The organism is Mucilaginibacter phenanthrenivorans, assembly GCF_024721155.1.
In the GTDB taxonomy this organism is placed as follows: domain Bacteria; phylum Bacteroidota; class Bacteroidia; order Sphingobacteriales; family Sphingobacteriaceae; genus Mucilaginibacter; species Mucilaginibacter phenanthrenivorans.
Genome location: NZ_JAHVAP010000006.1, coordinates 287,326 through 313,561, shown reverse-complemented (window position 1 = coordinate 313,561; position 26,236 = coordinate 287,326). Strand labels below are relative to the sequence as shown.

General features: G+C 43.0%; 20 protein-coding genes and 1 pseudogene. 13 read left to right on the top strand and 8 right to left on the bottom strand.

Annotation, left to right across the window (positions count from 1 at the left end):
- The first annotated feature begins 43 nt into the window (after positions 1-43).
- Positions 44-466 (top strand): response regulator, encoded by a 423-nt coding sequence (locus KXD93_RS16860; RefSeq protein WP_258138455.1) that lies wholly within the window; start codon positions 44-46, stop codon positions 464-466.
- 64 nt (positions 467-530) lie between these two features.
- On the top strand, positions 531-1,283 hold the full coding sequence (locus tag KXD93_RS16855) for a UDP-2,3-diacylglucosamine diphosphatase (protein WP_258138454.1): 753 nt from the start codon (positions 531-533) through the stop codon (positions 1,281-1,283).
- A gap of 2 nt (positions 1,284-1,285) precedes the next feature.
- Here the strand turns inward: KXD93_RS16855 and KXD93_RS16850 are convergent, their stop codons facing one another.
- Together KXD93_RS16850 and KXD93_RS16845 are read right to left on the bottom strand one after the other, a co-directional pair.
- Positions 1,286-4,981 (bottom strand): carboxypeptidase regulatory-like domain-containing protein, encoded by a 3,696-nt coding sequence (locus tag KXD93_RS16850; RefSeq protein WP_258138453.1) that lies wholly within the window; start codon positions 4,979-4,981, stop codon positions 1,286-1,288.
- A 16-nt stretch (positions 4,982-4,997) separates the two neighbouring features.
- Positions 4,998-8,648, bottom strand: a complete 3,651-nt coding sequence (locus tag KXD93_RS16845; RefSeq protein ID WP_258138452.1) for a carboxypeptidase-like regulatory domain-containing protein — start codon at positions 8,646-8,648, stop codon at positions 4,998-5,000.
- 144 nt (positions 8,649-8,792) lie between these two features.
- Here KXD93_RS16845 and KXD93_RS16840 point away from each other — a divergent pair.
- A pseudogene (locus KXD93_RS16840) lies at positions 8,793-9,845 on the top strand (YifB family Mg chelatase-like AAA ATPase); the annotation flags it as partial.
- Here the strand turns inward: KXD93_RS16840 and KXD93_RS16835 are convergent.
- Entirely contained in the window at positions 9,820-11,319 is a 1,500-nt protein-coding gene (locus KXD93_RS16835) for a recombinase family protein (RefSeq protein WP_258138451.1), read from the bottom strand. The pseudogene KXD93_RS16840 and the gene KXD93_RS16835 sit on opposite strands and share 26 nt — an antisense overlap.
- A gap of 226 nt (positions 11,320-11,545) precedes the next feature.
- On the opposite strand from KXD93_RS16835, the gene KXD93_RS16830 reads away from it, so the two are divergent.
- A complete protein-coding gene (locus KXD93_RS16830; protein ID WP_258138450.1) occupies positions 11,546-12,577 on the top strand; it encodes a hypothetical protein in 1,032 nt (343 codons plus the stop codon).
- 59 nt (positions 12,578-12,636) lie between these two features.
- Here the strand turns inward: KXD93_RS16830 and KXD93_RS16825 are convergent, their stop codons facing one another.
- The 3 genes from KXD93_RS16825 to KXD93_RS16815 form a co-directional block, all read right to left on the bottom strand.
- Complete coding sequence (locus KXD93_RS16825) at positions 12,637-13,107, bottom strand: RuvC family protein (protein WP_258138448.1); 471 nt, start codon at positions 13,105-13,107, stop codon at positions 12,637-12,639.
- A gap of 356 nt (positions 13,108-13,463) precedes the next feature.
- Positions 13,464-13,748, bottom strand: a complete 285-nt coding sequence (locus KXD93_RS16820) for a helix-turn-helix transcriptional regulator (protein WP_258138447.1) — start codon at positions 13,746-13,748, stop codon at positions 13,464-13,466.
- A gap of 149 nt (positions 13,749-13,897) precedes the next feature.
- Positions 13,898-15,124, bottom strand: a complete 1,227-nt coding sequence (locus KXD93_RS16815) for an alpha/beta hydrolase (RefSeq protein ID WP_258138446.1) — start codon at positions 15,122-15,124, stop codon at positions 13,898-13,900.
- A 378-nt stretch (positions 15,125-15,502) separates the two neighbouring features.
- Here KXD93_RS16815 and KXD93_RS16810 point away from each other — a divergent pair, with 378 nt between their 5' ends.
- The 6 genes from KXD93_RS16810 (at position 15,503) to KXD93_RS16785 (ending at position 22,890) form a co-directional block, all read left to right on the top strand.
- Entirely contained in the window at positions 15,503-17,740 is a 2,238-nt protein-coding gene (locus KXD93_RS16810) for an outer membrane beta-barrel family protein (protein WP_258138445.1), read from the top strand.
- A 160-nt stretch (positions 17,741-17,900) separates the two neighbouring features.
- A complete protein-coding gene (locus tag KXD93_RS16805) occupies positions 17,901-18,128 on the top strand; it encodes a hypothetical protein (RefSeq protein ID WP_258138444.1) in 228 nt (75 codons plus the stop codon).
- A 95-nt stretch (positions 18,129-18,223) separates the two neighbouring features.
- Positions 18,224-19,210: an ATP-grasp domain-containing protein gene (locus tag KXD93_RS16800; protein ID WP_258138443.1), complete on the top strand. Its 987-nt coding sequence runs from the start codon at positions 18,224-18,226 to the stop codon at positions 19,208-19,210.
- 213 nt (positions 19,211-19,423) lie between these two features.
- Complete coding sequence (locus KXD93_RS16795; protein WP_258138442.1) at positions 19,424-20,389, top strand: hypothetical protein; 966 nt, start codon at positions 19,424-19,426, stop codon at positions 20,387-20,389.
- Entirely contained in the window at positions 20,376-22,610 is a 2,235-nt protein-coding gene (locus tag KXD93_RS16790) for a peptidase domain-containing ABC transporter (protein ID WP_258138441.1), read from the top strand. The genes KXD93_RS16795 and KXD93_RS16790 overlap by 14 nt, the downstream gene beginning before the upstream one ends.
- A 61-nt stretch (positions 22,611-22,671) precedes the next feature.
- Positions 22,672-22,890 (top strand): hypothetical protein, encoded by a 219-nt coding sequence (locus KXD93_RS16785; protein ID WP_258138440.1) that lies wholly within the window; start codon positions 22,672-22,674, stop codon positions 22,888-22,890.
- 134 nt (positions 22,891-23,024) lie between these two features.
- On the opposite strand, the gene KXD93_RS16780 is transcribed toward KXD93_RS16785, so the two are convergent.
- Complete coding sequence (locus KXD93_RS16780) at positions 23,025-23,156, bottom strand: hypothetical protein (RefSeq protein ID WP_258138439.1); 132 nt, start codon at positions 23,154-23,156, stop codon at positions 23,025-23,027.
- A 446-nt stretch (positions 23,157-23,602) separates the two neighbouring features.
- Here KXD93_RS16780 and KXD93_RS16775 point away from each other — a divergent pair, with 446 nt between their 5' ends.
- The gene (locus KXD93_RS16775) at positions 23,603-24,079 is read left to right on the top strand and encodes a hypothetical protein (protein WP_258138438.1); all 477 of its coding nucleotides are present in this window, start codon (positions 23,603-23,605) and stop codon (positions 24,077-24,079) included.
- Here KXD93_RS16775 and KXD93_RS16770 read toward each other — a convergent pair.
- The gene (locus tag KXD93_RS16770; protein WP_258138437.1) at positions 24,076-24,279 is read right to left on the bottom strand and encodes a hypothetical protein; all 204 of its coding nucleotides are present in this window, start codon (positions 24,277-24,279) and stop codon (positions 24,076-24,078) included. The two genes, KXD93_RS16775 and KXD93_RS16770, sit on opposite strands and share 4 nt — an antisense overlap.
- A gap of 103 nt (positions 24,280-24,382) precedes the next feature.
- On the opposite strand from KXD93_RS16770, the gene KXD93_RS16765 reads away from it, so the two are divergent.
- Together KXD93_RS16765 and KXD93_RS16760 are read left to right on the top strand one after the other, a co-directional pair.
- Positions 24,383-24,637 carry a hypothetical protein gene (locus KXD93_RS16765; protein WP_258138436.1) on the top strand — a complete coding sequence of 85 codons (255 nt, stop codon included), beginning with the start codon at positions 24,383-24,385 and terminating at the stop codon, positions 24,635-24,637.
- 356 nt (positions 24,638-24,993) lie between these two features.
- Entirely contained in the window at positions 24,994-26,211 is a 1,218-nt protein-coding gene (locus tag KXD93_RS16760) for a hypothetical protein (protein ID WP_258138434.1), read from the top strand.
- Positions 26,212-26,236: the final 25 nt, after the last annotated feature.

Genomic DNA, 26,236 nt, shown 5'->3' with positions numbered 1-26,236 from the left:
TTTTAAAATACTTATATTAGCCATTATTTTAACCCATCTGTTTATGTGCAAACTTGTAGTAATTGATGATAACCCAACGGATCACTATATTATGCAACGCTTATTGCATAATAATTACAACTGCCAGCAGGCAACCTATACGTTCGACGGCAGGTTGGTATTAGATTACCTGGAGGAAAATAAGGACGGCGGCACGATGCCCGACGTTATTTTGCTGGACCTTGACATGCCACAGCTTACCGGCTGGGAATTTCTTGATAAGCTTGAGGTGTTTAATGCCGATACAAAAAAGAATGTAAGGGTACATATCATGAGTTCATCTATTCGTACAGCGGATGTTTTTCAGTCGAAAAAATATGCCTGCGTTAATTCATTTATGACCAAGCCCCTGTCCCGCGATTTGGTGAACCAGGTATGTGAGCAGGCCAATCCGTTTAATAACCAGCAATTAAATACAGCATCGTAACAAAACTCGCTACAGTTTTCCGATTTGCACATCTGCACATTATTAGCTTATTTTTACGGCAATAATGGCAATCCGCAATAAATTATACTTCGCTTCCGATTTTCATTTGGGTACAGGTACTTACGCACGCAGCAGGGAACGTGAGGACCGGTTGGTACGCTGGCTCGACTCTATCAAGGCGGATGCCACCGAGGTTTTTTTAATGGGCGATGTATTTGATTTTTGGTTTGAGTATAAAACCGTTGTTCCGAAGGGATACATTCGCTTTTTAGGCAAGCTTGCCGAATTATCTGACGCAGGTATAAAGCTTTGGTTTTTTAAAGGGAACCATGATATGTGGATGTTTGATTACTTTGAACGCGAGTTGGGCGCAACCATCATCAGCGACGAACTCGAAATTGAGCGAAGCGGTAAAAAATTCTACTTGCATCATGGCGATGGGTTAGGGCCGGGCGATACGTTCTACAAAATGTTAAAAGGATTTTTCAGAAGCCGCCTTTGCCAATGGCTGTTTGCCCGCATTCATCCTAATTTCGGTGTAGGCATAGCCAACTATTGGTCAACACACAGCAGGATAGCCAACGATAAAAAGGAAGATCATAAACCCGGGGAGCAGGAGTGGCTGGTAACCTATTGTAAAGATGTATTGAAAACCCAATTTTATGATTACCTGATATTTGGGCATCGCCACTTGCCTCTTGACATTAAGCTGTCGGACAGAAGCCACTATATTAATTTAGGCGAGTGGGTAAATGCTTATAGCTACGCTGTGTTTGACGGCGAAAGGGTTAGCCTTAAGTTTTTTGAAAAGGGATAGCGTCATTCAACTTTATAATGATAAACCTGCCTGCCCAAATTACCTTCAGCATCTATCCCTTCAACAACCACGCGATAGTTGCCTGTTCCATCGGCGTTGTAGTAGTTGAATGAAGCATTTCCATTGCTGTCAGTCATCAATTCAGGATTCCAGTAAATGGTAGTTCTTAAATCCTGCATACTATTGTTCGTTGGATGGTCGTATTGCGGTTTGTAAAACTCACGGGCCTTATAAAAACCGTTGGTCTTATAAATAATTACTCCTGGCGCATCACGGTAATAATTGTTCACCATCCTTGCCTTTTTCTTCATGGTGATGATCAGTACGCCACCGGCAGCCCTGCTGCCATATATTGCTGCATAGTGTAAGTTCCCAAATTCTACGCTCGCTACATTGTTTACATCAATTCCCTCTATAAAATTGGGAAAACCTTCTTTATATGGTTGCCCAATAGGCACGCCGTCAACTATTATTTCCACAAGGTCCTGCATTGGGGCCTTACCGTCATTAGGTTCTTCCGTATCCCACGGTTTTAATTGCATAGCTTGCAGATGGGGGACTGATCGCCGCGAAACTATCTGGTGTTTAAAATTAAATTCTACACCGGTAAGCTTAGCCTTTAACGCATCCCACAAACTCGAAAAACCCGAATTTTCGAACCAATCCGAGGTTATTACCTGGTCAGCGTGGCCTGCGCCATTCAGGTTTTCAGATTCCTGTATTGGGTCATTATTCTTTTTTTTGTCCTTTATCACCACCTCCTTGAGCATAAGCGCATGCTTATTTATTCCATATTTTGCCTGCTCGTTAAAAAACTCTTTACTGCGCAGGGTATATACGTTCACATTTTCGTTTTGAAGTGCATAGTATGCCATTTTAGCATTTACTGCCGGCCCCGGGCCCATTGAATCCAACAACACATCTACGTCTTTTTCCCCTTTTGCGGTTCGCGCCTGTATTACAAATTTTGTGGTATCATCATAAATGAGCCTGTCAAAAATGAACTTGCCATTTTTATCGGTGAGTGTGTCCAGCATTATCCCATTTACCCCTTTGCTAAATAACTTTATTTTGCCCTTTTCAACAGGCTTTCTATTAAACTTAACGGTACCACTAATAGTAAAATCCTTCTCAGGTTGGTAGGTTATTTTAGAAGGACCATTGTTGTCTAGTATTTGTTTCCATTCATATTTCCTGTAACCATGAGTAAGCATTACCAGGTCAAGATCGGCAGCAGTTTTCTCATTGCTATTTGTGAAATAATAGTTGGGCTGTTCAATATAACCCTTCAAATCGGAAGTTAGCAGCAGGTTATTGATGATGGTTGATTCGGTATTTTCATCAACAGGCACCTTGCTCTCGTTAATAACCGCTACAGAAAAATGGCCGGGCACAGGTTGGCCAGTTGCCTTGCTTACATTTAGTTTAATGCTTGTGTTTGATCGGGCAGCGTAGCTGTTTTTATCGGTGTTGATGTCTAATTTAAGCTGATCATTATTTTGAACGAACAGTAAGCGCTCACATAGCGGTTCGCCTGCAGCAGAAAATAGGGTAGCTGTTGTAATACCCGAATGCAAGTCTTTTTTAGGGATCTCAATGGTTACTTCCTGGTTTTCAAGTTTTACTGTGTAACTACTTGGCACGCCGCCCGAATAGATCACCAGCGTATAGAGTTTGTTCCTGTATTGCTGATATGTCTGTTTACCTGCACTTATTTTTACACTATAAACCCTGCCGGCGTCCGTAAAGCTTGCAGTAATCCCGTCTGCGATTCCTTTTGGCATCTCAATAGCACTGCTTGTTCCGTCGGGATAGCTTACTTTAGCAGTATAAGTTTTTGTTTCAGACGGTGTAATAGTAAAATACCCCATCCCCAGATGTGTTGATGTAAAGGTGGCAATTTGGTTGTTTTCATTGTCTGTCACTACGCCCTTAACAGCTACTCCAAGTCCGTTTGCTGCGATAGCCTTAAAAGCTATCTTGCTTTTGATCCCTGCAACGAGATTTCCGCTTTCGGGGAAGAATTTAAGATCGGGTTTTAAGCCAGGTTGCTTACTTGCCGGAATACCGCTTTCCGGAACGCGGATAGCAGCAGTGGAGCCTATTTGTATGGTTTTGTCAAAAAAAGCCTCATCGCCTTCGTTTCTCATCAATTGGGTATAGGCCCTAACCCTATAATCGCCTTTTAACAGCGCCGGGTCAAGTGCAAAATCGCCCCAACCTACCCCGTCGGTAACCTGTAGTTTTTCTGAGTCAATTACTTTATTGGCCGGGTCTATTAACTCAATATGTAATATGCCGCTTAAATGGTTTAACTTATGATCATCTCCCTGGGTTAAATAAGCTTTAAAATACATGGTGTCGCCGGCGGCATAATAAGGCTTATCAAAATGCAGGTAAGTTTTTTCTGTAACGTGCTGAGCCGCATAGCTGTTCATTTTATCGGTTAACTTTTTTACCACTGCACTGTCAACCTCCTGGCCTGTGATCTGTTGCGGTTCGTAATCCACAGGTAGCAATGTAGCCAGTCGGCCCCTCATCCAAACACCGTCGAACGTTAACCCACCGGGGTTGATAAATGAACCATTTTTATCAAACAACAACCGATCATAATCGAAGCTTACAAGCGTATTGTCTTTATTATCCGGATCGGAAAGTTTGCCAGGGGCGCTCCTGTTAAAATGATGATACTTGTTATAAGAGATAAATAAAGCATCCCCATTAAACAGCAGGGAATAAAGCCCTTGTTTGTTCGGCCCCTTCAACAGATCTTCCCTTTGTAACGGTACTGGGTTTAGCTTGCCGGATGTTTTAGGCAGCGCCGCCTTTTTTGACCAGTATTTTAACGAGTCGCGAAAAGTCTTATCATTCTTAAACGCTCCAAAAATGCGAATTTTCTCCTGCACAACACTGTCTGCGGGGCGCATCGGGTTAGCGGGTAAACGAAGAATCCTAAACCCATCCCGGTCGATGGTACCGGCAATTAGTGATTGAAAAAAGTGCGTCTGTGACCCTTCGTATATTTCCTGTCTGCGCCGCTGCCATTGCTGTTGTTCGGCAGGGCTGCCTTTCATCGCTTCAAAAAATACCGAACCTGAATAGTTAAAGGTGTGGGTTCCGTCTTCTGCATAATTGAGGGTAAAATCTTTAAGCATATATTTTATCCTGTAGCCCAGGGCATCATTCTGAATCACTAAAAAATCAACCGACGAAGCTTTGAGGATGTTATTTGCCGCATCGTAATTAAAATCTATCAATTCGGGGTTCAGGATCCTGCATTCTTTCGCGATATCAGAGTTGCCTAAAAACTCGCCGGTAAACTGTGCCATGTAGCGGGGGCGCTCCGGATCGGCACCTTTGGTGCCTGTTATTTTCACTTCGGCAAGTCCAATTGATTTTGGATATATGGTAATGGTTTGCAGATCTACGTCTCCATTGCTTACCGTTACCGGTTGTGTATAGGTATCAAACCCAACTATTGAGATCACCAGTTGGTATTTACCCGGCTTTACACCGGCAAGGTTAAATGAGCCGCTTGCCGTTGTATGATCGCCAATTGTGGCATTACTTAAAAATACGCTTGCGTTGGCAACAGGTTTTGTATCAGCCTGGCTAATAATATGCCCCTTGATGCTAAATTGAGCGCAACAGCATAGAGTAGCTAAAACTAACAAGAAGGTGAAGGTAAATCGACTCATTTTTTGTAATGTTTTTTTATTCAACTTTATAATAATAAACCTGTCTGCCTAAATTCCCTTCGGTATCAATGCCTTCAATAACTACCCGATAGTTCCCTGCACCATCGGCGTTATAGTAATTAAACGAAGCATTGCCGGCACTATCCGTTGTTATTTCGGAGTTCCAGTAAATGGTTGTCCGCAGATCTTTTTTCGGATCAATCGTTTCGGGATGATCATATTTCGGTGCGTAAAATTGCCTGGCTTTATAAAAGCCGCCAGGTTTTACCGTTATTACGCCCGGTGCCTCCTTGTAGTAATTATTAGCTCTCCTGCCTTGTTTGGTGGTAACAATTATGGCCCCACCGCTGGCTATGTTGCCGTAAATGGCTCCGTAATGCGGGCCTATAAGTACTTCAACGCTTTCTATATCGTTTGCATCGTAATAATCTAAAACGCCACGCTCCATGTTATTCTTAGGGTCGTCAAGCATAAGTTGAGGACTACCGTCCACTATCACAGTCAGATAATCTGCCGTTTCTGTGTTTGTTAATACGGTTCGGTTTGCGCGCAATTTGTGAGTTTTGGTGAAAGTTACAAAAGTTAACTTGGCCCTTAATGCATCATAAAGGCTGGTGTATCCCGAGTTTTCCAGCCATTCTGCGGTAACGGTTTGATCTGCATTACCCGCCCCGTTTAAGTTTTGGGAATGCACAAAGGGGTTTATCTTTTTGTCTTTAATAATTACCTCCTGTAGCTGTACTTCATTTTTGTTGATACCGTATTTTCGCTGTTCTTCAAAAAATTGTTTGCTGCTGTGTTCATAAATTGCCAGGCTATTGCCAGCATCAGGACCAGGGGTGCCTTTGCCGGTAACAACAGCTTCTGCTGCTAACGAATCAGGTTTTACATCTACTTCCTTCTGATCCTTCGCTGTGCGCGCCTGCACTACAAATTTTGTAGTATCATAATAGGCGAGTTTATTAAAGATAAACCGTCCGTTTTGATCTGTCACCGTATCCAGCATCAAGCCTCCCGAGGCCTTACCGAACAGCTTCACCCTACCCTTGTCAACTGGTTTGCCATTAAACTTGACAATGCCGCTAACTGTTAAACCTATTTCAGGTTTGTAGGCCATAACCTGGTTGTCGTCATTATTTAATATTTGCTCCCACTCGTATTTTCTATAGCCATGTGTAAGCATTACCAGGTCAAGATCGGCGGCAGTTTTTTCATTGCTGTTGGTAAAGTAATAATTGGGCTGTTCAACAAATCCCTTCAAATCCGAAGTAAGCAGCAGATCATTAATGATTGTCGACTCGGAATTGTCGTCAACCGGCACCTTGCTCTCATCAATAACAGCAACCGAGAAATGTCCCGAAGCGGGTTCACCTGTAGCTTTGCTTACATTTAGTTTGATGGCGGTGTTTGCGCGCGCAGTGTAGATGCTCTTGTCAGCATTAATGTCTAACTTAAGCTGTTCGCAGTTTTGTACAAATAGCAAACGTTCGCACAACGGTTCCCCGGTTGCCGAAAATAGCGTTGCGGTGGCTATGCCGGCATGAAGGTCTTTTTTTGAAACGTCAAGGCTAACGTCCTGGCTCTCGAGTTTTACCGAGTAGCTTTGCGGTACGCCACCTGAGTAAATTATAAGCGTGTATATCTTGCCCTTATTTTGCTGATACCATTGTTTTCCGCTGTTTATCCTTACGCTCCATAACCGGTTATTATCGGTGAAGGCAATCTTTATCTCATTTGAATTGCCGTTTGGGATTTCAATGGCATCAGTTGTTCCGTCTGAGTAAGTTACCCGGGCAGTATAAGTTTTTGCTTCGGAGGGGATAATATAAAAATAGCCCATTCCTAAATGTACCGAGGTAAAAGTGGCTACCTGCTTGTTTTCGTTATCAATTACTACACCCTTAACGTCAACCCCCAATCCGCTTGAAGCGATAGCCTTAAAGGCGATCTTGTTTTTTACGCCGGTAACCAGGTTGCCGCTCTCGGGGAAAAATTTAAGATCAGGTTTTAAGTGGGATTGTTTATTTGCGGGAGTGCCGCTTTCAGGAATACGAACGGCAGCAGTTGAGCCGATCTGTATGGTTTTATCAAAAAAGGCATTATCTCCTGCGTTGCGCATCCATTGGGTATAAGCCCTGATTCTGTAACTTCCCTTTAGCAAGGCCGACGACAGAGCAAAATCACCCCAACCCACGCCGTCAGTAACCTGTAATTTTTCCGACTTAATTATTTTATTGAACGAGTCCACCAGGTCAACATATAACACCCCGCTTAAATGGTTAAGTTTATGATCTTCGCCCTGGGTTAAATAGGCTTTAAAATATACGGTGTCGCCAGCGGCATAGTATGGTTTGTCAAAGTGCAGGTACGCTTTTTCTGTAACATGTGCAGCCGAGTAAGTATCCATTTTAGCGGTTACTTTTTTCACCACCTCACTGTCGATCTCCATACCTGTTATTTGTTGCGGTTCATAATCCACTGGCAGCAATGTTGCCAGCCGTCCCCGCATCCAAACCCCGTCGAACGATAAACCATCAGGATTAATAAAAGAGCCGTTCTTATCAAATAACAACCTTTCATGATTGAAAGTTACCAGCGTATTGTCCTTGTTTTCCGGGTCGGAAACCTTGCTTGGGGCACTCCTGTTAAAATGATGATATTTGTTGTAGCAGATAAATAAGGCATCATTGTTAAATAGCAACGAATATAGGCCCTGCTTGTCCGGGCCTTTAATTATGTCCTCTTTTTTTAAAGGTGTGAGGTTCACCTTATCTGATATTCTGGGAAGCCCCGCTTTTTTTGTCCAGTATTTTAACGAATCGCCAAAAAGCTTATCATTTTTTAATGCAGCAAACATTCGGATTTTTTCCTGTACCACGCTATCTGCCGGGCGAAGCGGATTTGCCGGTACGCGCAATACCCTAAATCCATCTTTATCAATTGTGCCGTTAATTAATGATTGAAAGAAATGGGTTTGCGAGCCTTCATAAACTTCCTGCCTGCGCTGCTGCCAATTCCGCTGTTGCGCGGGGCTACCCTGCATCGCTTCGAAAAAAACTGAACCGGAATAACTAAAGGTATGAGTGCCATCTTCAGCATAGTCGAGTGTGAAATCTTTGAGCAGGTATTTTATTTTGTAGCCCAGGGCGTCGTTCTGAATTACCAGGAAATCAACCGATGATGCCTTGAGGATATTATTTGCGCTGTCATAATCAAAATCAATCAGTTCCGGGTTTAATATCCGGCACTCCTTTGCAACATCTGTAGTGCCTAAAAACTCGCCGGTAAATTGTGTCATGTAGCGGGCGCGATCCGGGTCGGGACCCTTGGTTGCCTTTATCTTCACCTCGCCAAGTGCAATTGATTTTGTAAAGATGGTTATGGTTTGCAGGTCGATGTTGTTGTTTGTTACCGTTACAGGTTGCAGGTAAGTATCAAACCCTACCACGGATATTACCAAATCATATTTGCCCGGTTTTACATCGTGTAGTGTAAAGGAGCCGTCGGCTGCCGTGTGGCTGCCAATTGTTGCGTTGCTTAAAAATACCCCCGCATTCGCTACAGTTTTTGTATCCGCCTGGCTTATTACCCGCCCGGTTATACTATACTGTGCAAAGCAGCAAAGCGAAAGTAAAATAAACGCAATGGTAAAGGCAAGGTTTTTCATTAACTAAAGTTATCAAAAAAGCGCTGTTAACGCAACTGAGTGGCATTTTTTTTGAAAAATATTCGCGTCGTATTAATAAAACACAACTTTTTTTATCACTCAATTAATTTGTATTAACTTTCGCTCTGTGATTAAACTTTATCAATGTTAGTTAAGACTTTTGGGAGCGCCGTTTACGGGATTGAGGCAATAACTATTACCATTGAGGTAAATATACTGGCGGGCACCAAATATTTTGTTGTTGGCCTTGCCGATGCCGCAATTAAGGAAAGCTATTTTCGTATTGAGTCAGCCTTGAAAAATTGTGGCTTCAGAATGCCACGGCAGCAAGTTGTGGTAAACATGGCGCCTGCCGATATCAGAAAGGAAGGGTCTGCATATGATCTTACGATAGCTATCGGTGTGCTTTCCGCATCAGGCCAGGTAGAGAATGAAAACCTTGATAAATATATCATAATGGGTGAGCTTTCACTTGATGGAAGTCTGCAACCTATAAAAGGTGCGCTGCCTATTGCCATACAAGCCCGCAAAGAAGGCTTTAAGGGTTTTATATTGCCCAAACAAAATGCCCGTGAGGCGGCTATTGTAAACGAACTGGAGGTTTATGGCGTTGAAACTATAAAAGAGGTAGTAGATTTTTTTAATGGCGATAACCAACTTACTGCCGAAGTTGTAAATACACGCGATGAGTTTTACAAAAGCCTTACCAATTACGACAGCGATTTTAGCGAAGTCCGCGGGCAGGAAAATATTAAACGGGCGCTGGAAATTGCTGCAGCCGGCGGGCATAATGTAATACTGATCGGTCCGCCGGGAGCGGGAAAAACTATGCTGGCGCGCAGGCTGCCATCTATTTTACCCCCGCTAAGCTTATACGAATCATTGGAAACCACCAAGATCCATTCCGTAGCGGGTAAGCTGTCTGCTGCTGATGCATTGGTTACTACCAGGCCGTTCCGCTCACCGCACCATACCATCAGCGATGTGGCCCTTGTTGGCGGCGGCAGTAATCCGCAGCCGGGCGAAATATCTCTGGCTCATAACGGGGTATTGTTTCTTGATGAATTGCCCGAGTTTAAACGTTCAGCCCTTGAAGTAATGCGCCAACCCCTTGAAGAGCGACGGGTAACTATTTCGAGGGCTAAATTTACTGTTGATTACCCGAGTTCGTTTATGTTGGTGGCGAGTATGAATCCATGAAGTGGTGAGAAGTATTCTTTGGATTTTGAGGAAGCGGGGGCGCGTATGCCAAATTAATCGTGATGTCGGATTGGCCGACTTCGATTGAGGTGGTTATTGTTTCCACGATGCCCCGGCGTTGCTCAAATGCCAAGTTGTTCCATTCGTCATGCAGGGTCCGTACTTCCGTTAATACCGAATCACTCGACATGAGGCTGATGGTGCGCACGTCAATTTCCGCTTCCAGTCGCGGCAGTTCTGCGTCAATCTGTTGCAGTTGCGCTTCAAGCGGTACGTACGTTTCCATGTACCGTTCCTTTGAGAGGGAGCCGTCAAGGCGCAGTTCCAACAGGTCGTTGATGCGCTTGGATAGTTTTTGCCGTTCCTTTCGGGAGGTATCCAATAGTATTTTGCATTCCCGCAACTGGGTGTCGCACTGCGCCATGTAATCCGCATGGTTGATGCTCACCAGATACTCCTTCAAGTACTGCTGGTATATCTCATCGAGGTCGGCGACCGCGATACGCACCTTGCACTTCCTGCATGAATAGACTTTTGAGGAATGCTGGACGTACATAGGAGTACCACAGGTGCAGAACGCGAAGCCGGACAGCAGGTACACTGCTTTCTTTCCAACCGGTGTTCTTCGTTTGGTTTGCGCATCCAGTATTGCATTGCACTCGTTCCACGTTTCCTCCGACACGATTGCGTCACAGGGAATGTATATCCATTCGCTTTCGGGCTTGATTGTCCAGTTCTTGTCCTTGCCGGGACTCTTGGTGTAGTTGGAGCGGCGCAGCCCCTTTGCGGTGCTGTCGCGCAGCAGCCGGTCGATAGTGGTTGCGGTGAACTTGGTTCCATTTCGGGGACGAAAACCCCGCTGGTACAGTTCCTCGGCTACGGCGTACTTGCGCTGGTGCTTCAAAAATAGTTCATACATCAGCTTGCGAATGGGTGCTTCCGTTGGATGGATTGCAAAGTCGTTGCCGTTCCATTGATAGCCAAATGACGCCTGTCCGCCGAGCGGCTTGCCAAGCTTTGCCCTGATGGGAACGGATGCCTGCACGCGGGACGCGATCTCCTCTCGTTCCCATTCCGCCATGGCGGAAATGACCGTAAAGAATAGCCTGCCTGCGGGAGAACTGGTGTCGATGTTTTCGGCAAGGGAGATGAGGTCAGCGTTTTCTTTCCGGAAGATGTCCGCGAACTCCAAGAGTTCCCTGGTGCTTCGGGCAAGGCGGGCAAGTTTTGAGAATACCAAGCCGGTGATGCGCCCGCTTCTGATATCAGAAAGCATTCGCTTCGCCTCGGGGTGGTTGATGACCGACTTTCCGCTCACGGCGTCTAGCCGGTACACCTCGCAGACCGTCCATCCTTTTTTTGATTCGACGTAGTGGCGGGCACGCTGTTCGTGATGTTCGGGGCTTTCTTCTTTTACCTGCTGGTCGGTGGATACCCTGATCCAAATACCGATGTGCTTGGATTGTTCCATAATTGGGTGGTTTTTATTTGGTTGTGAAAGGAATTGGGTTATTTATGTTAAATATAGCGAATTTATTGAACAAGAAATAGTTAAGCAAAGGAGTGGGTTTACCCAGTGTTTGCAAAGGCCCCAAGGCGTTAAGGTACAGCTGATTAAATTAAAAAAAAGCCGAAAAGTATTCTTTTTTCTGATTTGGTTTTAGTATATTGCAATTGAATCTAACAAACCTTGACACATGAAAACATCACTCAAACCTTTATCGACCATTTTTTTGGCTTTCGTACTAATTTGTCCCGCCTTTGGCTTCAAGGGCGGCCCGGGCACGAAAAGCAGTCCAAGGGCCATCAGCCTTGATTTAGCCATACCGGTCGTTTCCAACACAATTTTTGTGAAGAATGGCGAATATATTTCCATCGGTATTAAAAACATGCTTCCCTCCGGCCAATATTCAATTGCGCAGGATCTTCAACCCAATATTCCGCCGGTACTCACGTCTCCGCCTGTACACGCGTTAGCTGCTCCCCCTGCTGCCGCCTGCGCTGCTCTTGAGGCACAATTGGCCGCCGCAGCGAGCGAAGCTAACTTTGGACTGCTTATGGATAAGGCGAAGTCCATCCCGTGCAATGACCTGTACAATAACTACTCGGCGGTGTCAACCAAAGACTTGGGAACCTTTACCCTGAACAATCAGACGCTCACCGTCACAATCACCAATGTGGTTTCAAAGACTGTGTGGACCTTTGCATTCAAGACGCCGGAACAAGGCAAATGGCTGACAACATACGGCTTCACGTTCATCCCGCTTGCCTGGGGAAAGTCGCACAAGTACTTCGCGCAGCAAAGCCAGGATTCGACCATGCCGGGGAAATACAATATAGTTGAATCGAGAAACGAATCACATTGGATGTTTGCGCCCACTGTTATGTTTCACTATATAGCGTATTCAGAGGGAGCGGTAAGTATCAGCCCCACAGGAGGACTGGGGATCAATATTACCAATACTGCCGATAACGGCATTTCCCCATTAGTTTTTTTCGGAGTTTCATTTCTATATCGAGCCAATCTGGGGTTGAATTTTGGAATAGCCGGTCATCAGGTTGACAATTTAAAAGGCAATTATAGTACTTCTGTCCCGATTGCCACCAACCTGGATTCAACTGATCTGAATCAAAAGGTAATAGTGCTAAATCCCTTTGTCTCCCTAACGTTGAGATTTGGCGGCTCGCACCCTTACGCTTCTGCCACGACGACTACCGGAACTAACTGACGTTCTTATCCTATGGACAGCAGCATATGAATCAAATTCAACAAACATAAAAGAGCGGTTTACCCGCTCTTTGTATTCTGTATATGTGCAGCTAATACCGCCTCAAATACTTTTGCATGATATTGATTTTTATGTTTTTGTGCTTGCTCGTGTTTTTGCATTAATGATGGATAGTGGCTTGCGACGTATCGCATCATATCCGCCGTATTTCTGGCACCGACGATATGGCGCTTTAACTCTGACTTTGTGCAGGTCTTCACAATGCAGCCGTGATAGTTGCATTGTTCCGTTAGCTTGGCTATAAGCGCACGTACCGATTCCGGTTGGTGTGATCGTGGTGGTAATTTAATGACCACCAATTGTATATGATAATGAACAAGGTATTTTAAAAGACGCTTAACAATATAATCTGCCTTTTGCGCTGTCCACGGTGCCCGGAATGAGTGAACATTTTCGAGTATCAACTCCTTTCCGTTTATAATTGCAATCCCGCTAGACGTTGTTCCGAGGCTAATTCCGAGCGTACCCATTGGTATCTCGGAAGTTATTCACTCTGTTAACGAAGATCGCCGCTCTTGAAGTTATGATTTGACTTGCAGGTATTGCACAGGCGATATCTAGTGACTTCTTAAGAAAGTCATGCGGGTATTGTTTTGCAAAGCGCAAGAACTGGGTTAATGATCCTGGGTCGTCCAGTCGCTCTGCAATTTCATGAGCCAATTGGATGTTATCGGGCGAGTATATGTCAGTATAATTTTGAATGTGCTTCATAATAATTTCTATTACTATTAATAGAACCGTTCGTTCGCTCGATTTTTTTTATTTTTCTCGTTTGATCGTATGCTTTTTTAATTACTTTTCACCCATACACTCCTAACGGACACTGCTAAAGGACATCACTTCGTTTTTCAAAAAAGTGCAGTTCAACTTTGTCCAATGCGTATTTTATTTCCTTGAAATATTCCGGATATAGTTCGTTAGGATAGGTGCGATACAGGATGCTCAGCTTAATGAGGTTCAGTGTGCTTGGTAATGCCTTACCTTGCTCCCAAGTGCGGAGCGTTACGGGGTCATATAAGCCTAGCAACACAGCCACTTCCTTTTGCCTGTATCCTCGCAGTCGACGATGTGAGAGTAATCTATTTGGAATAGGGCGAATTCCTGGTTCCATGTAGATTATTTTAACGGCGATATTGAAATTAGAGTAGTAAAGTAAAAGGGTGTGAATAACCCATAAAAAATTTTAGAGTTTCCTTAGGTCTTTTCTTAACAACATACTTCAATAGTGCATACATTTTTATCGATGAGAAATTCCCAAGATTATTGATCAACGTCAACAACAATTGAAGCGACCCATAGAGCTTTTTTGTCGTAATTTTTTAAAAACTGACTAACGGTGAAGTCGTTGCTTGCCACCACTTTTTTACGATAGACCAGCTTCCCGTTTACGGTTATTGAGACTTCCCTATTCAGGTCGACCATCATGGGATTGATGAGAATTTCAAACTTTGTGACCCGGGAAGTTTCAACGGCGAATGAATTGTCCTTGTAGCTTGCCTTAATCGCGGCGCTTTTATCGAGACCTATATAGTAGGGGTATGCCATATAGGTCTTTTGAACCTTGTTATAGGTTTTAACGTTTACCGTTCTATGCCATGCGGCGGCAGCTTCTTGTAGATCCCAACTGACAATGTGCATCCAGTCTATGCTTGCGCTGGTTGAATCGTTAGTCTCCCAATAGATAGACTTTGGAAAGGGATTTCTAACGGTTGTACCCAAAAATAGTACGCTATTCTTAAAGTCTTTCATTAGGTGGGCGTCCATATGTTTGTAGCCCGAATACTCCTTATATGTAACTGGAGCCTTGATGGAGTCAAGCGCGCGAACAATCAGTTCGGTTTGCTGGATCGGCCGGATGTCATCCAGGTCGGAGTGCACCAAGTACAGGGGGCGATTCAAGGTGTTTTTCAGGTAGATGTTGTAAGTGAAGAGGTTGGTGAGCATCGAATTGTATGCAACGAAGCCGGCAAATACGGATGATTTGTAAACATCTAACATGAATGTCCCATCCGAACCGTCGGAATGCCCGAAACTGAATACCCTGTTGTCGTCTACGTTTAGCACTGATTTTATCTGTTTTATCAGATTTGCCAATGAATTAAAGGTGGGGTTCGCGTGTCTGCCGTATTCAGCACTTGACCAGTTGAAATTCTTGCCGTTATCGCCGTACGGCATTACGACTATATAGCCCTGGGAGCGAAGGGCTTCAATAAAAGGATCACCCTCGACTTCGGAGTCCTTAGTCCTGTTAAAGGCGTCGTTGAAGCTTGCCAATTGCACCGCACCATGCAAGAGAAGAACCAGCGCGTTCGGCCTTGACGCATCATAAGAAGCTGGGATGAATATTTTAAAGGGTATCTTTTGGTACGTTGGGTCGGTGACATAAAAAATGCTGTCCCTCCGCAGCTCTGACGGATTTGCGTACTGGCTAAAGCTAGCGATCTTCTTCAGTAGCTCCTCGCTGGATATATGTTTCTTATCACCCAATTGGGCGACAAAGCTTCTGAACTGCCCTCCGGAGACATCCTCGAGGTTTCGGACTTGCGCCTCGCAATTAAATAGAGTGGCCGAAAAAAGAAGAAGTAAAAGTGTCCCACATTTTCGCGAAAATCTGTGACAAGTATGTCCATTGTGTGAGCTTTTAAAAATTGAATTCATGCATGCTGTTTAAGTTTCAGTGATCTGTCTAGGTCTGCCCGTCTTCAAAGCTAATTATTAATCTAAAATTAATATAAAAACCTCCACATTACTAAGGAATCTGCAAATGCCATGCACCAGTGCAAATTTTTGCTTTTAAAAACCCTGAAAATTATTTTAATGTAAAGCAAAAAGCATTATATTGCCGTCGAAATCTAAATCTTATCCATGCGCAGGATATTACAATTTACCGCCATATTTGCCATAATAGCGTTTTTTACATTTGCAAGTTCTGCCAGGGCAATCACTAACTGTAGGGCAGTGGCTGTCTTCCCAATTCAGACCGGGAAAAATGGCGATACCACCGCAAAACCGACAACACACCCTGATACCGGCAAATTAAAAACAAAAGTTCTAAAAGAGGTAACCGTCAACGGCAAGCGCGTACTGATCATCCAGCATGTTGACAGGGCGGTGATTAAGGTTGAAAACAACGATGTGTTCAAGGGGAGCAACCTTGAAGAGGTCCTGGAAAAAGTCCCCGGAATATCCTTTGACGGAAACAACAATCTGATGATCAACGGGTCGAGGTCCGTCAAGATACAGATAAACGGGAAAGACGTAATATTCGATTCCAGTTCGATTCCCGCATTACTGAAATCTATTCAGTCTGCTAGTATCAAGGACATCGAAATCATAAACCCGTCGGCGAAGCAGGACGCCCAAAGCTCAAACAAGATATTAAATATCAACACCGTCCACTCGACGACAAACGGATATTCCTTTAGTTCTGGGGCAAGTTACTCCCAGGGACATTATCCCCAATATGGCCTTAATTTGTTCGCCCAGGCGAAGATCAATAAATTGTCTCTCCAATTTTTTTCTTTCGCAAACCGATCAAATGAGTATTCCACCTCAAACTCGACGATAGACTATTTTAACCAGGGGGGCACCCTATCAAACAACGGGCATTCGCTGAACGACAAGAAATCGCTCTTTAACAAGTTTGACTTAACCTATAATCTAGACTCAAAAACCAGCCTGGGGCTCTCCGCCGGGGGGAATATGCTGCGGGCGGGCGACAACGGAACGTCGCTTTATCAGTTTCAAAAAAGCGGCCAGACAGACTCAACTTCCAGAAACACGAACGCTTCGAGAGTGGATTTCAGCTACTTTGTTTACAACTTTTACGTAAAACGGTCGCTTGATTCCTCCGGCCAGGCACTGGATTTTAACCTTGATTTCAACAGGGCGACAAATACCAAGGGTGACTACTACGACAATGTCATCACAAGCGAGAGCGTTGCGGCCCCGGTCCCCCTTTCTCAGGAGATTCTTAACTCGACAAAAAGATCAACTATCAGTATACCAGCAGTGCGGATAGACTATACCAAGCCCTTTGCTAAAAACAATGGAAAGATCGAAGCCGGGATAAAATACGCTCACCTGACGGACGACGAATCCAACGAATTTCTTAATAGTCCGGCGTCTTCGTTCAGATACAAGGAAGACATTTTCGCGCAATACATCTCCGTGCTCTATGAGAAAGGATTGTCAGGCATACAAGCCGGCCTGAGAGGAGAAAATACGAACGACGACGAGATGGTTAATTCGTCACAGTCGGCGAGGAAAAACTATTATGAACTGTTTCCCTCGATTTCCTTGCAGCAAAAGATCAGCAAGGACAAGGATATGACCGTCAGTTTGAATTATCGCCGCAGAATTCAGCGGCCCAACTTTTTGGCACTGAGTCCTTTCATATACTACACGTCGCCTTACGAGGCGTTCAGGGGCGACCAGGGAATCAAGCCAACGACGTACGACGATTTCTCAACGTCAATTAGCTGGAAAGCGCTGTATGTGAACTTCGCGTACAGTATTTTAAACAACGGAATATCTAGCGTTCCCCTATTGGTGGATTCCGGCCAGACCGTCCTTAATCAATATGTAAACATTGACAGGCAGGTGTACAAGTCGTTGAACATATCCTACAGATTTACCATACGGAATATCAATTTCGATCCGAACATATCTACGGAGTTCTCGAGTTACAAAACCATTATCAACAACCAAGCAGTTGAAAAGAATATTACAAATTTCGTCGCTAACCTGTCGGCATATTATAAAATCAACGACAATTCTCGGGTCGAAATGAGATCGTTTTACGAGCCCCACGTTCAAACCCTATCCTCGACGCTTAACCACAAAGAAAGCGTGACGCTTCGATACATCCGGACAATGTACAAGGGCCGGCTCAGTCTCCGTATCACCGCTGAAGATATATTTAACACCAATAAGGAATCTGGAACCTATCAGCTACTAAATTACAACGGCAGGTTTTCAAACTTTTTTGACAACAGAAAGATCGGTGTGTCATTAACGTATTCGATAAAAAAGGGACAGAAAGCCGCGTTACACAACAACAGCCAAGGGAACAGCGAGAATAGCGATAGGATAAACAATTAGCCGATTAATTTAACAACAATATCAACCAAAGACCAATGGTATGGAGGGCCTGAAAATGAGATAAATAACAATGAACTCTGGGTTTGCACCCTACAACGTTTGCACAAATGTGTAAAAACTAACTATTGAAACCATTTTTATTAACATTTAAATTAATAACATGAAAAAGCTAACATTAGAAAACTTAACATCATATAAAGAGTCTGTTGATGGAACATTGTACTTCACATACGGAGGATTTATATCGATCGACCATGACAATTCAACCACGTCCGATAGTTCTACCACTATCGACAATTCAACCTCGTCCGACAAATGTACTTCGTACGACAAATCTGACAACAACGATACGTCTGATAACAACGACAGTTCGGATAACAGCGACTAAGCAACTAGCTTGTTCCACTCTATAGCTAACGTTTTAGCTATAGAGTTTTAAACACGAAATTCTAACATCACAAAGCAAGTAATTTGTAGAAAAAAATGATTGTCATATTGTCATTTGATTATTTTGAACAAGGTACAGACCCGGTAATAGAATGGCTGCTTTACTACAACGTTCCGTTTGTGAAAATCGCCGTCGAAGACCTACTGCATAAGCGGCATAACTATTTTCTGGACGTCAACAAGGGGCGCTTGTTTGTCAACGGTGTCGATATCACCGACGATGTCGAGGTGATCTTCTACCGCCGGTTTTATCGGTATCTCCAATTTGAGCCAAAGGAAACGCTCGGGGACATTTCCAAAAAGATACACATTGAATCGAATAAGGAGCTGGAGGAAATAGTCGATTTTTTGTATGTCATGTTTCAGTCGAAAGTCTGGCTGCCCAAGCCAGCACGAGTGAACGTCAATAAACTGGAGATAAGCTTTATTGCGCACAGGCTGGGCATTAAGACCCCGTATTCAGTCATCACCAACAATAAGACCCAGCTACGGGAGTACTTTAATCAGACGAATAAAAACCTCATTACCAAGGCAATCAACAGATTGAGTTATTACACCTTTGGAAAATATACCTACAACACATACACGACCAAGATTACGGACGATATCATCGACTCCCTACCCGAGAAGTTCTTTCCAACTTTATTTCAGGAAGCAATTATTGCAAAATATGAAATCAGGGTGTTCTATCTTGACGGGATGTTTTACGCGACAGCCGCAGTCACCAGTAGTCGCAGGCGCGAAGTGGATATAAAGCGAAGCTTTAACAATAATGACCTCCATTGGATTCCATATTTGTTGCCTGACCAGTTAATGGATCAAATAAAAAAGCTGATGATCGAACTGGACTTAATAACCGGGTCGATGGATTTGATACTCGACAAAAGCAATACCTATCACTTCATCGAGGTTAATCCTGTGGGGCAATACTTAGCACCATCGTCCTATTGTAACTATTATATTGAAAAAATCATCGCAGAATGGCTAATAACAAAAAACAATCGTCAGAGAACAGCAATTTAGAATCTCCATTTTTGGAGGAGCTCTTGGTGAAATTGCCCATAGGATTCAGGTTTATGGTGAAAACCGAGACTGAATCCATAGGAGAACTCTACCGAAGAGTAAGGTTCAGTCAAAGCCGTTTGCATCAGAGCAAACAGTACATGAACTATGCCTCGTTCAAGCCGCTGTCTAATATCCTATTGCAGGAACAAGACCCAGAAACAGAACATACGCATGAATAAGTACCTAATTATGTACGCCCATTGCATCCCCGTCCAAGGGAGTGAGCGTGGCGCGATCTATGATCTTAACAAGGAAAAAATATTATACGTGCCCAAGTCGATGATTGACCTGATAGGCTATCTGAAAAAATTCACAATCAAGGAGTGCCGGGAGATGGTCGATTCGGATGAGTACTTCAATGAATACGTCGATTATCTCATCGAGCACGATATGGCGTTTAAAACCAACACGCCCATGCGTTTTCCCGATCTGGACTTGGCGTTTCACTCTCATGAAAGGATCAGTAACGCGGTAATTGAGTATACCGCCGGCGCGTATGATATTCGCGCACTCTTTCATGACCTCAATTTGTTGCGATGCAAGCACGTTGAATTACGACTTCCGAAACCGGACATGGATGGCATCCAGTTAAAACAGATGCTGAGAAATTCAAATAGCACCACAATTCGGTCAATTGACATTCACATGGTTTATTCAGAAATTGTCGGCGATAAGGACTTTCATGCACTGCTTGATGATAACAAAAAGGTTAGATCAATCACCGTGTACGGCTCGAAATCGCGGACGTCGGACTACACCCGCAACCTGCACTATGTGTTAAATGACCTCGAAATCGAAACTAGAAAGCACTTCCCTGCAAACGTATTTGTCGTTAACATGAAGTTCTTTACAGAGTCCCACCATCACAACGTCTACTATCACAAGAAAGTCTGCATAGACCGCACCGGCGCAATTAAGAACTGCCTTTTGCATTCGAAAAGTTTCGGTACATTTAGTGAGGCCAACAGGTTGCAGGACATCGACAAAGATCCTGAATTCACGAAGCTGTGGAATATAAGACCCGACGACATCGAGGAGGTGAGAGAGCTTGAAGCAAGGTACGCGATGCTTTTTAGCCAGGATATAAAGTGTGAAGACGGAAAGTACTACTTAATAGAACCGAGTGGAAAGATTTGACAAGTTTAAGCGGTTTCATCAGTTTGACGGGATGGACTGTGGCGCCACTTGCCTGAAGATGGTCGCAAACTTTTACGGTGCGAATTATGACGTGGCGTACTTGCGCGATCTGGTGGACACATCGCGCCAGGGGGCAAGCATCGCCGGGATATGCAACGCAGCGAACGCGATTAAGTTGAAGACGCTGGTTAGTACGGGAACAGTCGAAACTTTAGTCAACGAGCATCTTCTGCCCGCGATCCTGTACTGGAACCCGGACCATTACGTGGTCTTATACAAGATAAAATCCACCGTTAAAAAAGGTAAGGTGGTGAACGAGTTCTTCATTGCTGACCCCGCATTCGCCAAATTCAAATGCACGGAGCAGGAATTTCATAAAAGGTGGGTGTCAGCGAACGCCGATAGCAAAGGCATTATTGTGTTTTTTGAGCCAGAGGAGGATTTCGGCGATACCTTTAAAGGCTATCGAAGAGACTACGTTGCGCCGGCAAAGCATTTTTATTGGCAGTATTTCGACTTTCACAAGAAGTCATTTTTGACCATCGTGGCGATAACCGTGCTGTCGTCATTGCTAAACCTGTCGTTCCCAATACTGACCCAGAAAATCGTTGACTTCGGTATTCCCAAAAAAGACCTATCGTTTATCTCCTTGATTCTGACATTTCAGATTGTCGCATTTTTGGGCAGTTCGGTTCTCGAATTCATCAAAAGCAAGCTGCTCTTTACTGTGACGACGCGGCTGAACATAGATATCTTAACGAAGTTTCTGCTAAAACTTACCAAGCTTTCCATCCGGTACTTTGACAACAAGATGGTTTCGGATATCACCCAGCGGATCGCCGACCATACCAGGATCGAGCGCTTCCTCACCGGTAACATTATTAGCACTCTGTTTTCAATTTTCAATTTTTCACTGTTTGCCGTCCTGATCTTAAAATACGACTACAAGATATTCCTGATATTCTTAGCTGTTACCGCCTTTTCAATGATATGGATGGCGACCTTTGTTGGTAAGCGAAAGGCAATCGAATATAAGCGATTCGAAGCCTATAAGAACAGCTCAAATTCGGTATACGAGGTTGTCTACGGAATGAAAGAATTGAAGCTAAACAACGCCCAGGTGGCTAAGGTCGAGGACTGGCGGAAAGATCAAAATGTCATCCATGACATAACCAAGACTTCCCTCTTGTTGGAGCAAAAGCAAACCATAGGGAACGTGCTCATCAATCAGGTACGAAGCGCTGTGATAACATTTTACTGCGCCTATCTCGTAATTAATCATCAAATCAGCTTGGGTGAAATGATCAGCATCTCTTACATGCTGGGGCAACTGGCCTCGCCCTTTACCCAGTTTTTCGAATTCGTCCGTGGCTGGAATGAAGCAATATTTTCGTTTGAGCGGATTAACGAAGTTAATGAAAGGAAAGACGAGGATCAGGAGAATCTGCCCAAAGACTCCATATTGCGACCAATCAGCAATTTTCAATGCATCCAGATCGACAACATGAGCTTCAGCTACGACAGATTGACCCCAAAGTACGTCTTACAGGACGTAAATATCACAATCACCAAAGGTCAAAAGGTTGCGTTTGTCGGTAACAGCGGTAGTGGAAAGACGACCTTGCTCAAAATGCTGCTGAAGTTTTACACTCCCGTATTCGGAGATATTTTAATAGACGATCATCCCCTCTCTGAAGTAATAGCGGACGACTGGAGGAATCTCTGCGGTGCGGTACTGCAAGACGGCTACATATTTTCGAGTTCGATCCTGAAAAACATTGCGTTGAACTCCAAGGAGCTTGATCTGAAACGGGTAAAAGAGGCTTGCAGGCTGGCTAATATCGACAGCTTCATTGAAACATTGCCAAAGAAGTATGAGACCACCATTGGCGGTTCTGGAACGGGGTTGAGCGGCGGGCAATCACAAAGAATATTGATCGCGCGAGCGTTGTATAAAAATCCACAAATATTATTTTTTGACGAGGCCACGAGTTCTCTGGACACCGAAAACGAACGAATCATAATGAACAACATAACTGAGTTGTACAAGGATAAGACCCTAGTCGTCATCGCTCACAGGCTGAGTACGGTTAAGAATGCGGACGTGATCTATGTATTTGACAATGGGAGAATAGTCGAGGCAGGAAACCATGAGCAATTGCTTGAAAAGAAAGGCCATTATCTTAGACTAGTCAGCAACCAACTTGAGCTATCAAAATAATTTTCTTTTTTTAATAATAATATTTACCTTTAGTAAATTAACTTTTAAACCTTATTAACGCATGAAAAAAAAGCTAGTACTTCAAGATCTGAGCGAATTTCTCAAATCTAACGTTTCTGATGTAATGCTGTATGACACCTATGGTGGAATCATGTCGGTATCTTCGGACAAATCTACGACCGATGATACGTCAGATAATAACGATACGTCAGATAATAACGATACAAGTCAAAGAAATGATCATTCCGAAAGCTATGATACGTCTGGCATGGCTGACTAACATATTTTAATAAATAACTTACCTAAAAACTTATATAATATGAAAAAATTAACCTTAGAAAGCCTTAAAAATTTTGTTGGCCAAGACGAAAATTCCATCATTTACAACTGTTACGGAGGAATTGTATCAATAACTTATGACACTTCGGTCATTGGTGACCACTCAACGTCGTATGACAAGTCTTCAAATAGCGATGCATCGGAATCATTTGATTCTTCAGACTCGTACGATAACTCTGACAACAATGACGCCTGAGAAATCAGCATTTCTTAGAATATATTAAATCACCAGAAGTACCAGTACCAATAGAGGTGAATAGAATATGAGAGAGTCGGCTTTAAGCCGGCTTTTTCTATTTAGCTAAGGCAATTGCTTTTGATTCAAATCCAACGGAATTGATTAAGGGTGACAAATATATGTCGCTGCATTTTCTTGTTGAAACAATAAGCAAAGATTCAACAAATTACTATTTTTCTTTCGCCGTAGAATACAGTGACATTGCTGGAACAAGATTTAAGCAAGGGATATTTTGCAGAAATTATTATCAATTAGGAGAAGAGATAATGGCTTTTATGCCGGAAATAATTATCTAACTTGTTTAAAAATCAGATATCTAGTTTTGGACATTTGAACATCGCACATTTTTAATAAATTTGACCTAAGCCGGACAGGCCATAACTAAGCCCAATCACAATACCAACAAAGCGATTTCATGATAGGTAATTTAAGAATTTATGAATTAAAGCCCTTAAAAGGGCCTGATCGTTTATTGAGGATACATGTTTTAATTGACGATGCGCATGAAATGCTGGCAAATATTGAAATGCTTGGGGAGATCGTCCAGGCGTTGATATTCAAATATCATAAAATTGACATGGAGTTTCCAGTTTCCTCAATAATGGGCGCACTGCCTATTAATCCCCAGTTTCATGGAAATAAATATGGCGAGTTTTTAAACGGAGTTTTAGGTATTGAGATGCTGATTATGTACAAAAGTAATAGCATCTTCAAAATGCGTTATTATTCGGAACAATTGGAGTTTGAACGAAAGCTTATGAATATCGATACCCATATACTTATGAATGAAATTGACATGCAAGAGTTTCGGCCACAATTTACTGTTACCGATTTAAGAAATGGCATCGATGCGGAGCCTTTACAAATTAAAATAACCTATATCGCCACTTAAAAAAGTTCCTTGTGTAATTCAATGACCTTATCTCTTATTGATGAATCCAGTTCCTCACCATTCAAAAAAATCAATTTTGGGTCATCTGTCCATAGACTAAGGTTGATAGGCTTACTGAATTGAATTTCCAGTTCGCGTACTTTACTCTTAAATAACTGTTCTTTAGCTAATTCTGCATCTGTTAATATACGGGGTTCCATAAATTTATCTTTTACCTTTCAAAAACAACTTATCAAATATACCGATTATCTTAACTAAAAAATCTAAGAAAATTAGCATCTTTAAGAAATTAATAAACCAACCATGCTTGAGGGAAATATCGCACTATTAAATCGCACAAGAGCCATGTACGCCGTAAAACTTTCAGACGGAACTTATTCTGTGTTCGAGATGTCAGACTCTACGGAAATCAATTTGGGTGACGTCATATCTGGCCCATTGGATGAAGAGGGAGACTGCACGCTTAACAATGTGACCGAAGATGAAGAATTTGACGCAATTGTGCAAAATGCTGGGCTAAATCTAAAAGACGCCAATATTAGGATTTTGCGTAATTAAAACATTATTGTATCAATTATATAATGACCATGTTATTAATCGCGAATTCCGTCAGTTTCTATACCCCTGTTGTCGCAGGTGTAATCGGTTTATTCACGGGATTGTTTTTGGAAAAATTCAAAAACAGAACATTACCCATCATGCGGATCATTGTGACATTTATTCTGTTAGGCATTAGTACCTATTTATTGATTTATAGCAGCGAATCCAAAACCCTGCCCTGTTCCATTATCAGCGCAGTAACGGGGTGTTGGCTGAAATAACTCTTTCACATATGTGGTGTTGCGGAGGGGTTAAAAAAGTTACAAGCAGCATTTACAACTAATCAAATCAATTAATACAGATATTTAGAATAAATGAGGTCATTTAACGAATTAAGCATCACTGAAGCTACTGATAACTGGAAAAATCAAATCAAATCAGAGGTTGAAAGGCAGACCAAAGAATATATCCTAAAAGTTGACGAAAATGAATATCTAAAATATCTCCAAAACAGATATGCCCTAGAACCCTTAGTTATTGATTTATCCACTGAAAATATTGGCGAGCCGGTAAAGAAAAGAGAGTCTCGTGAAAGCCGTTTTCACGATGAAAGGTATGTGGTAGATGTTTACTATTTTACGATTAGTTACCAATTTACAGGGGCGTCCGACATATTCCGACTACGACCAAATCCATGGTCGATGACCTCATATGACATAAATGTCAACGAACATCGAGGCAGTGTGTCTTTCACTTTTGGCATTGATAAACAGGACGCTGGCGAATTCAACAGACAAAAGGAGCAAGCGAAAAGTGCGGCCTTTGCAAACCTGAACAACGCCAATACAAATATTAATGCCTGGAATAACCAATTATCTGGAATTATTGAACCAATTTTTCGCCAACGCAAAGCGAGCCTGTTAAAGGAAAACGAGTTCTTCGCAGCCATCAACTTAAAGGTGAACGATGACACAAATTCCCTATTTAGTGTTCCTGTGATTCAGCGAAAAATTCTACCGCAGCCCAATGTCGATAAAAAGAAAGTATTTTCAGCATCCCCATCAATCGCCCAAGAAACGTACGAGCACCTTTTAGAATTATTAAACGGGGTTGGAAGAGGGATGGAAAGAAAGCCGTCCCTTTACAAAGGAAAAGATGAAAACGGCATTAGGGACGTATTTTTAAGCCAACTCGAATTGCGTTATGATGGTGTAACTGCAACTGGTGAGACTTTTAACAGTGGAGGCAAGACAGACATAATTCTGAAATACGCCCCCGATGGCAGTAATCTCTTTGTTGCAGAATGCAAATTTTGGACAGGAGCCTCGGGTTTTCAAGCTACAATCACGCAGCTATTTGACCGTTATCTTACTTGGCGCGATTCAAAAGTAGCGGTTATGATGTTTGTAAAAGGGAATGACTTTACAAGCGTTCTAAATAATATCAGGACCGAAGCACGCCTTCATCCCTATTACGTTAGAACCAACGGTCAGCATGGCGAAACCTCATTTAGCTATATCTTCCGATTGAAGCAGGATGCGGAAAAAGAAGTGCAAATGGAAGTTATGGCATTTCACTTTGATAAGATTTGATTGAATACTTACTGAATTAATAATA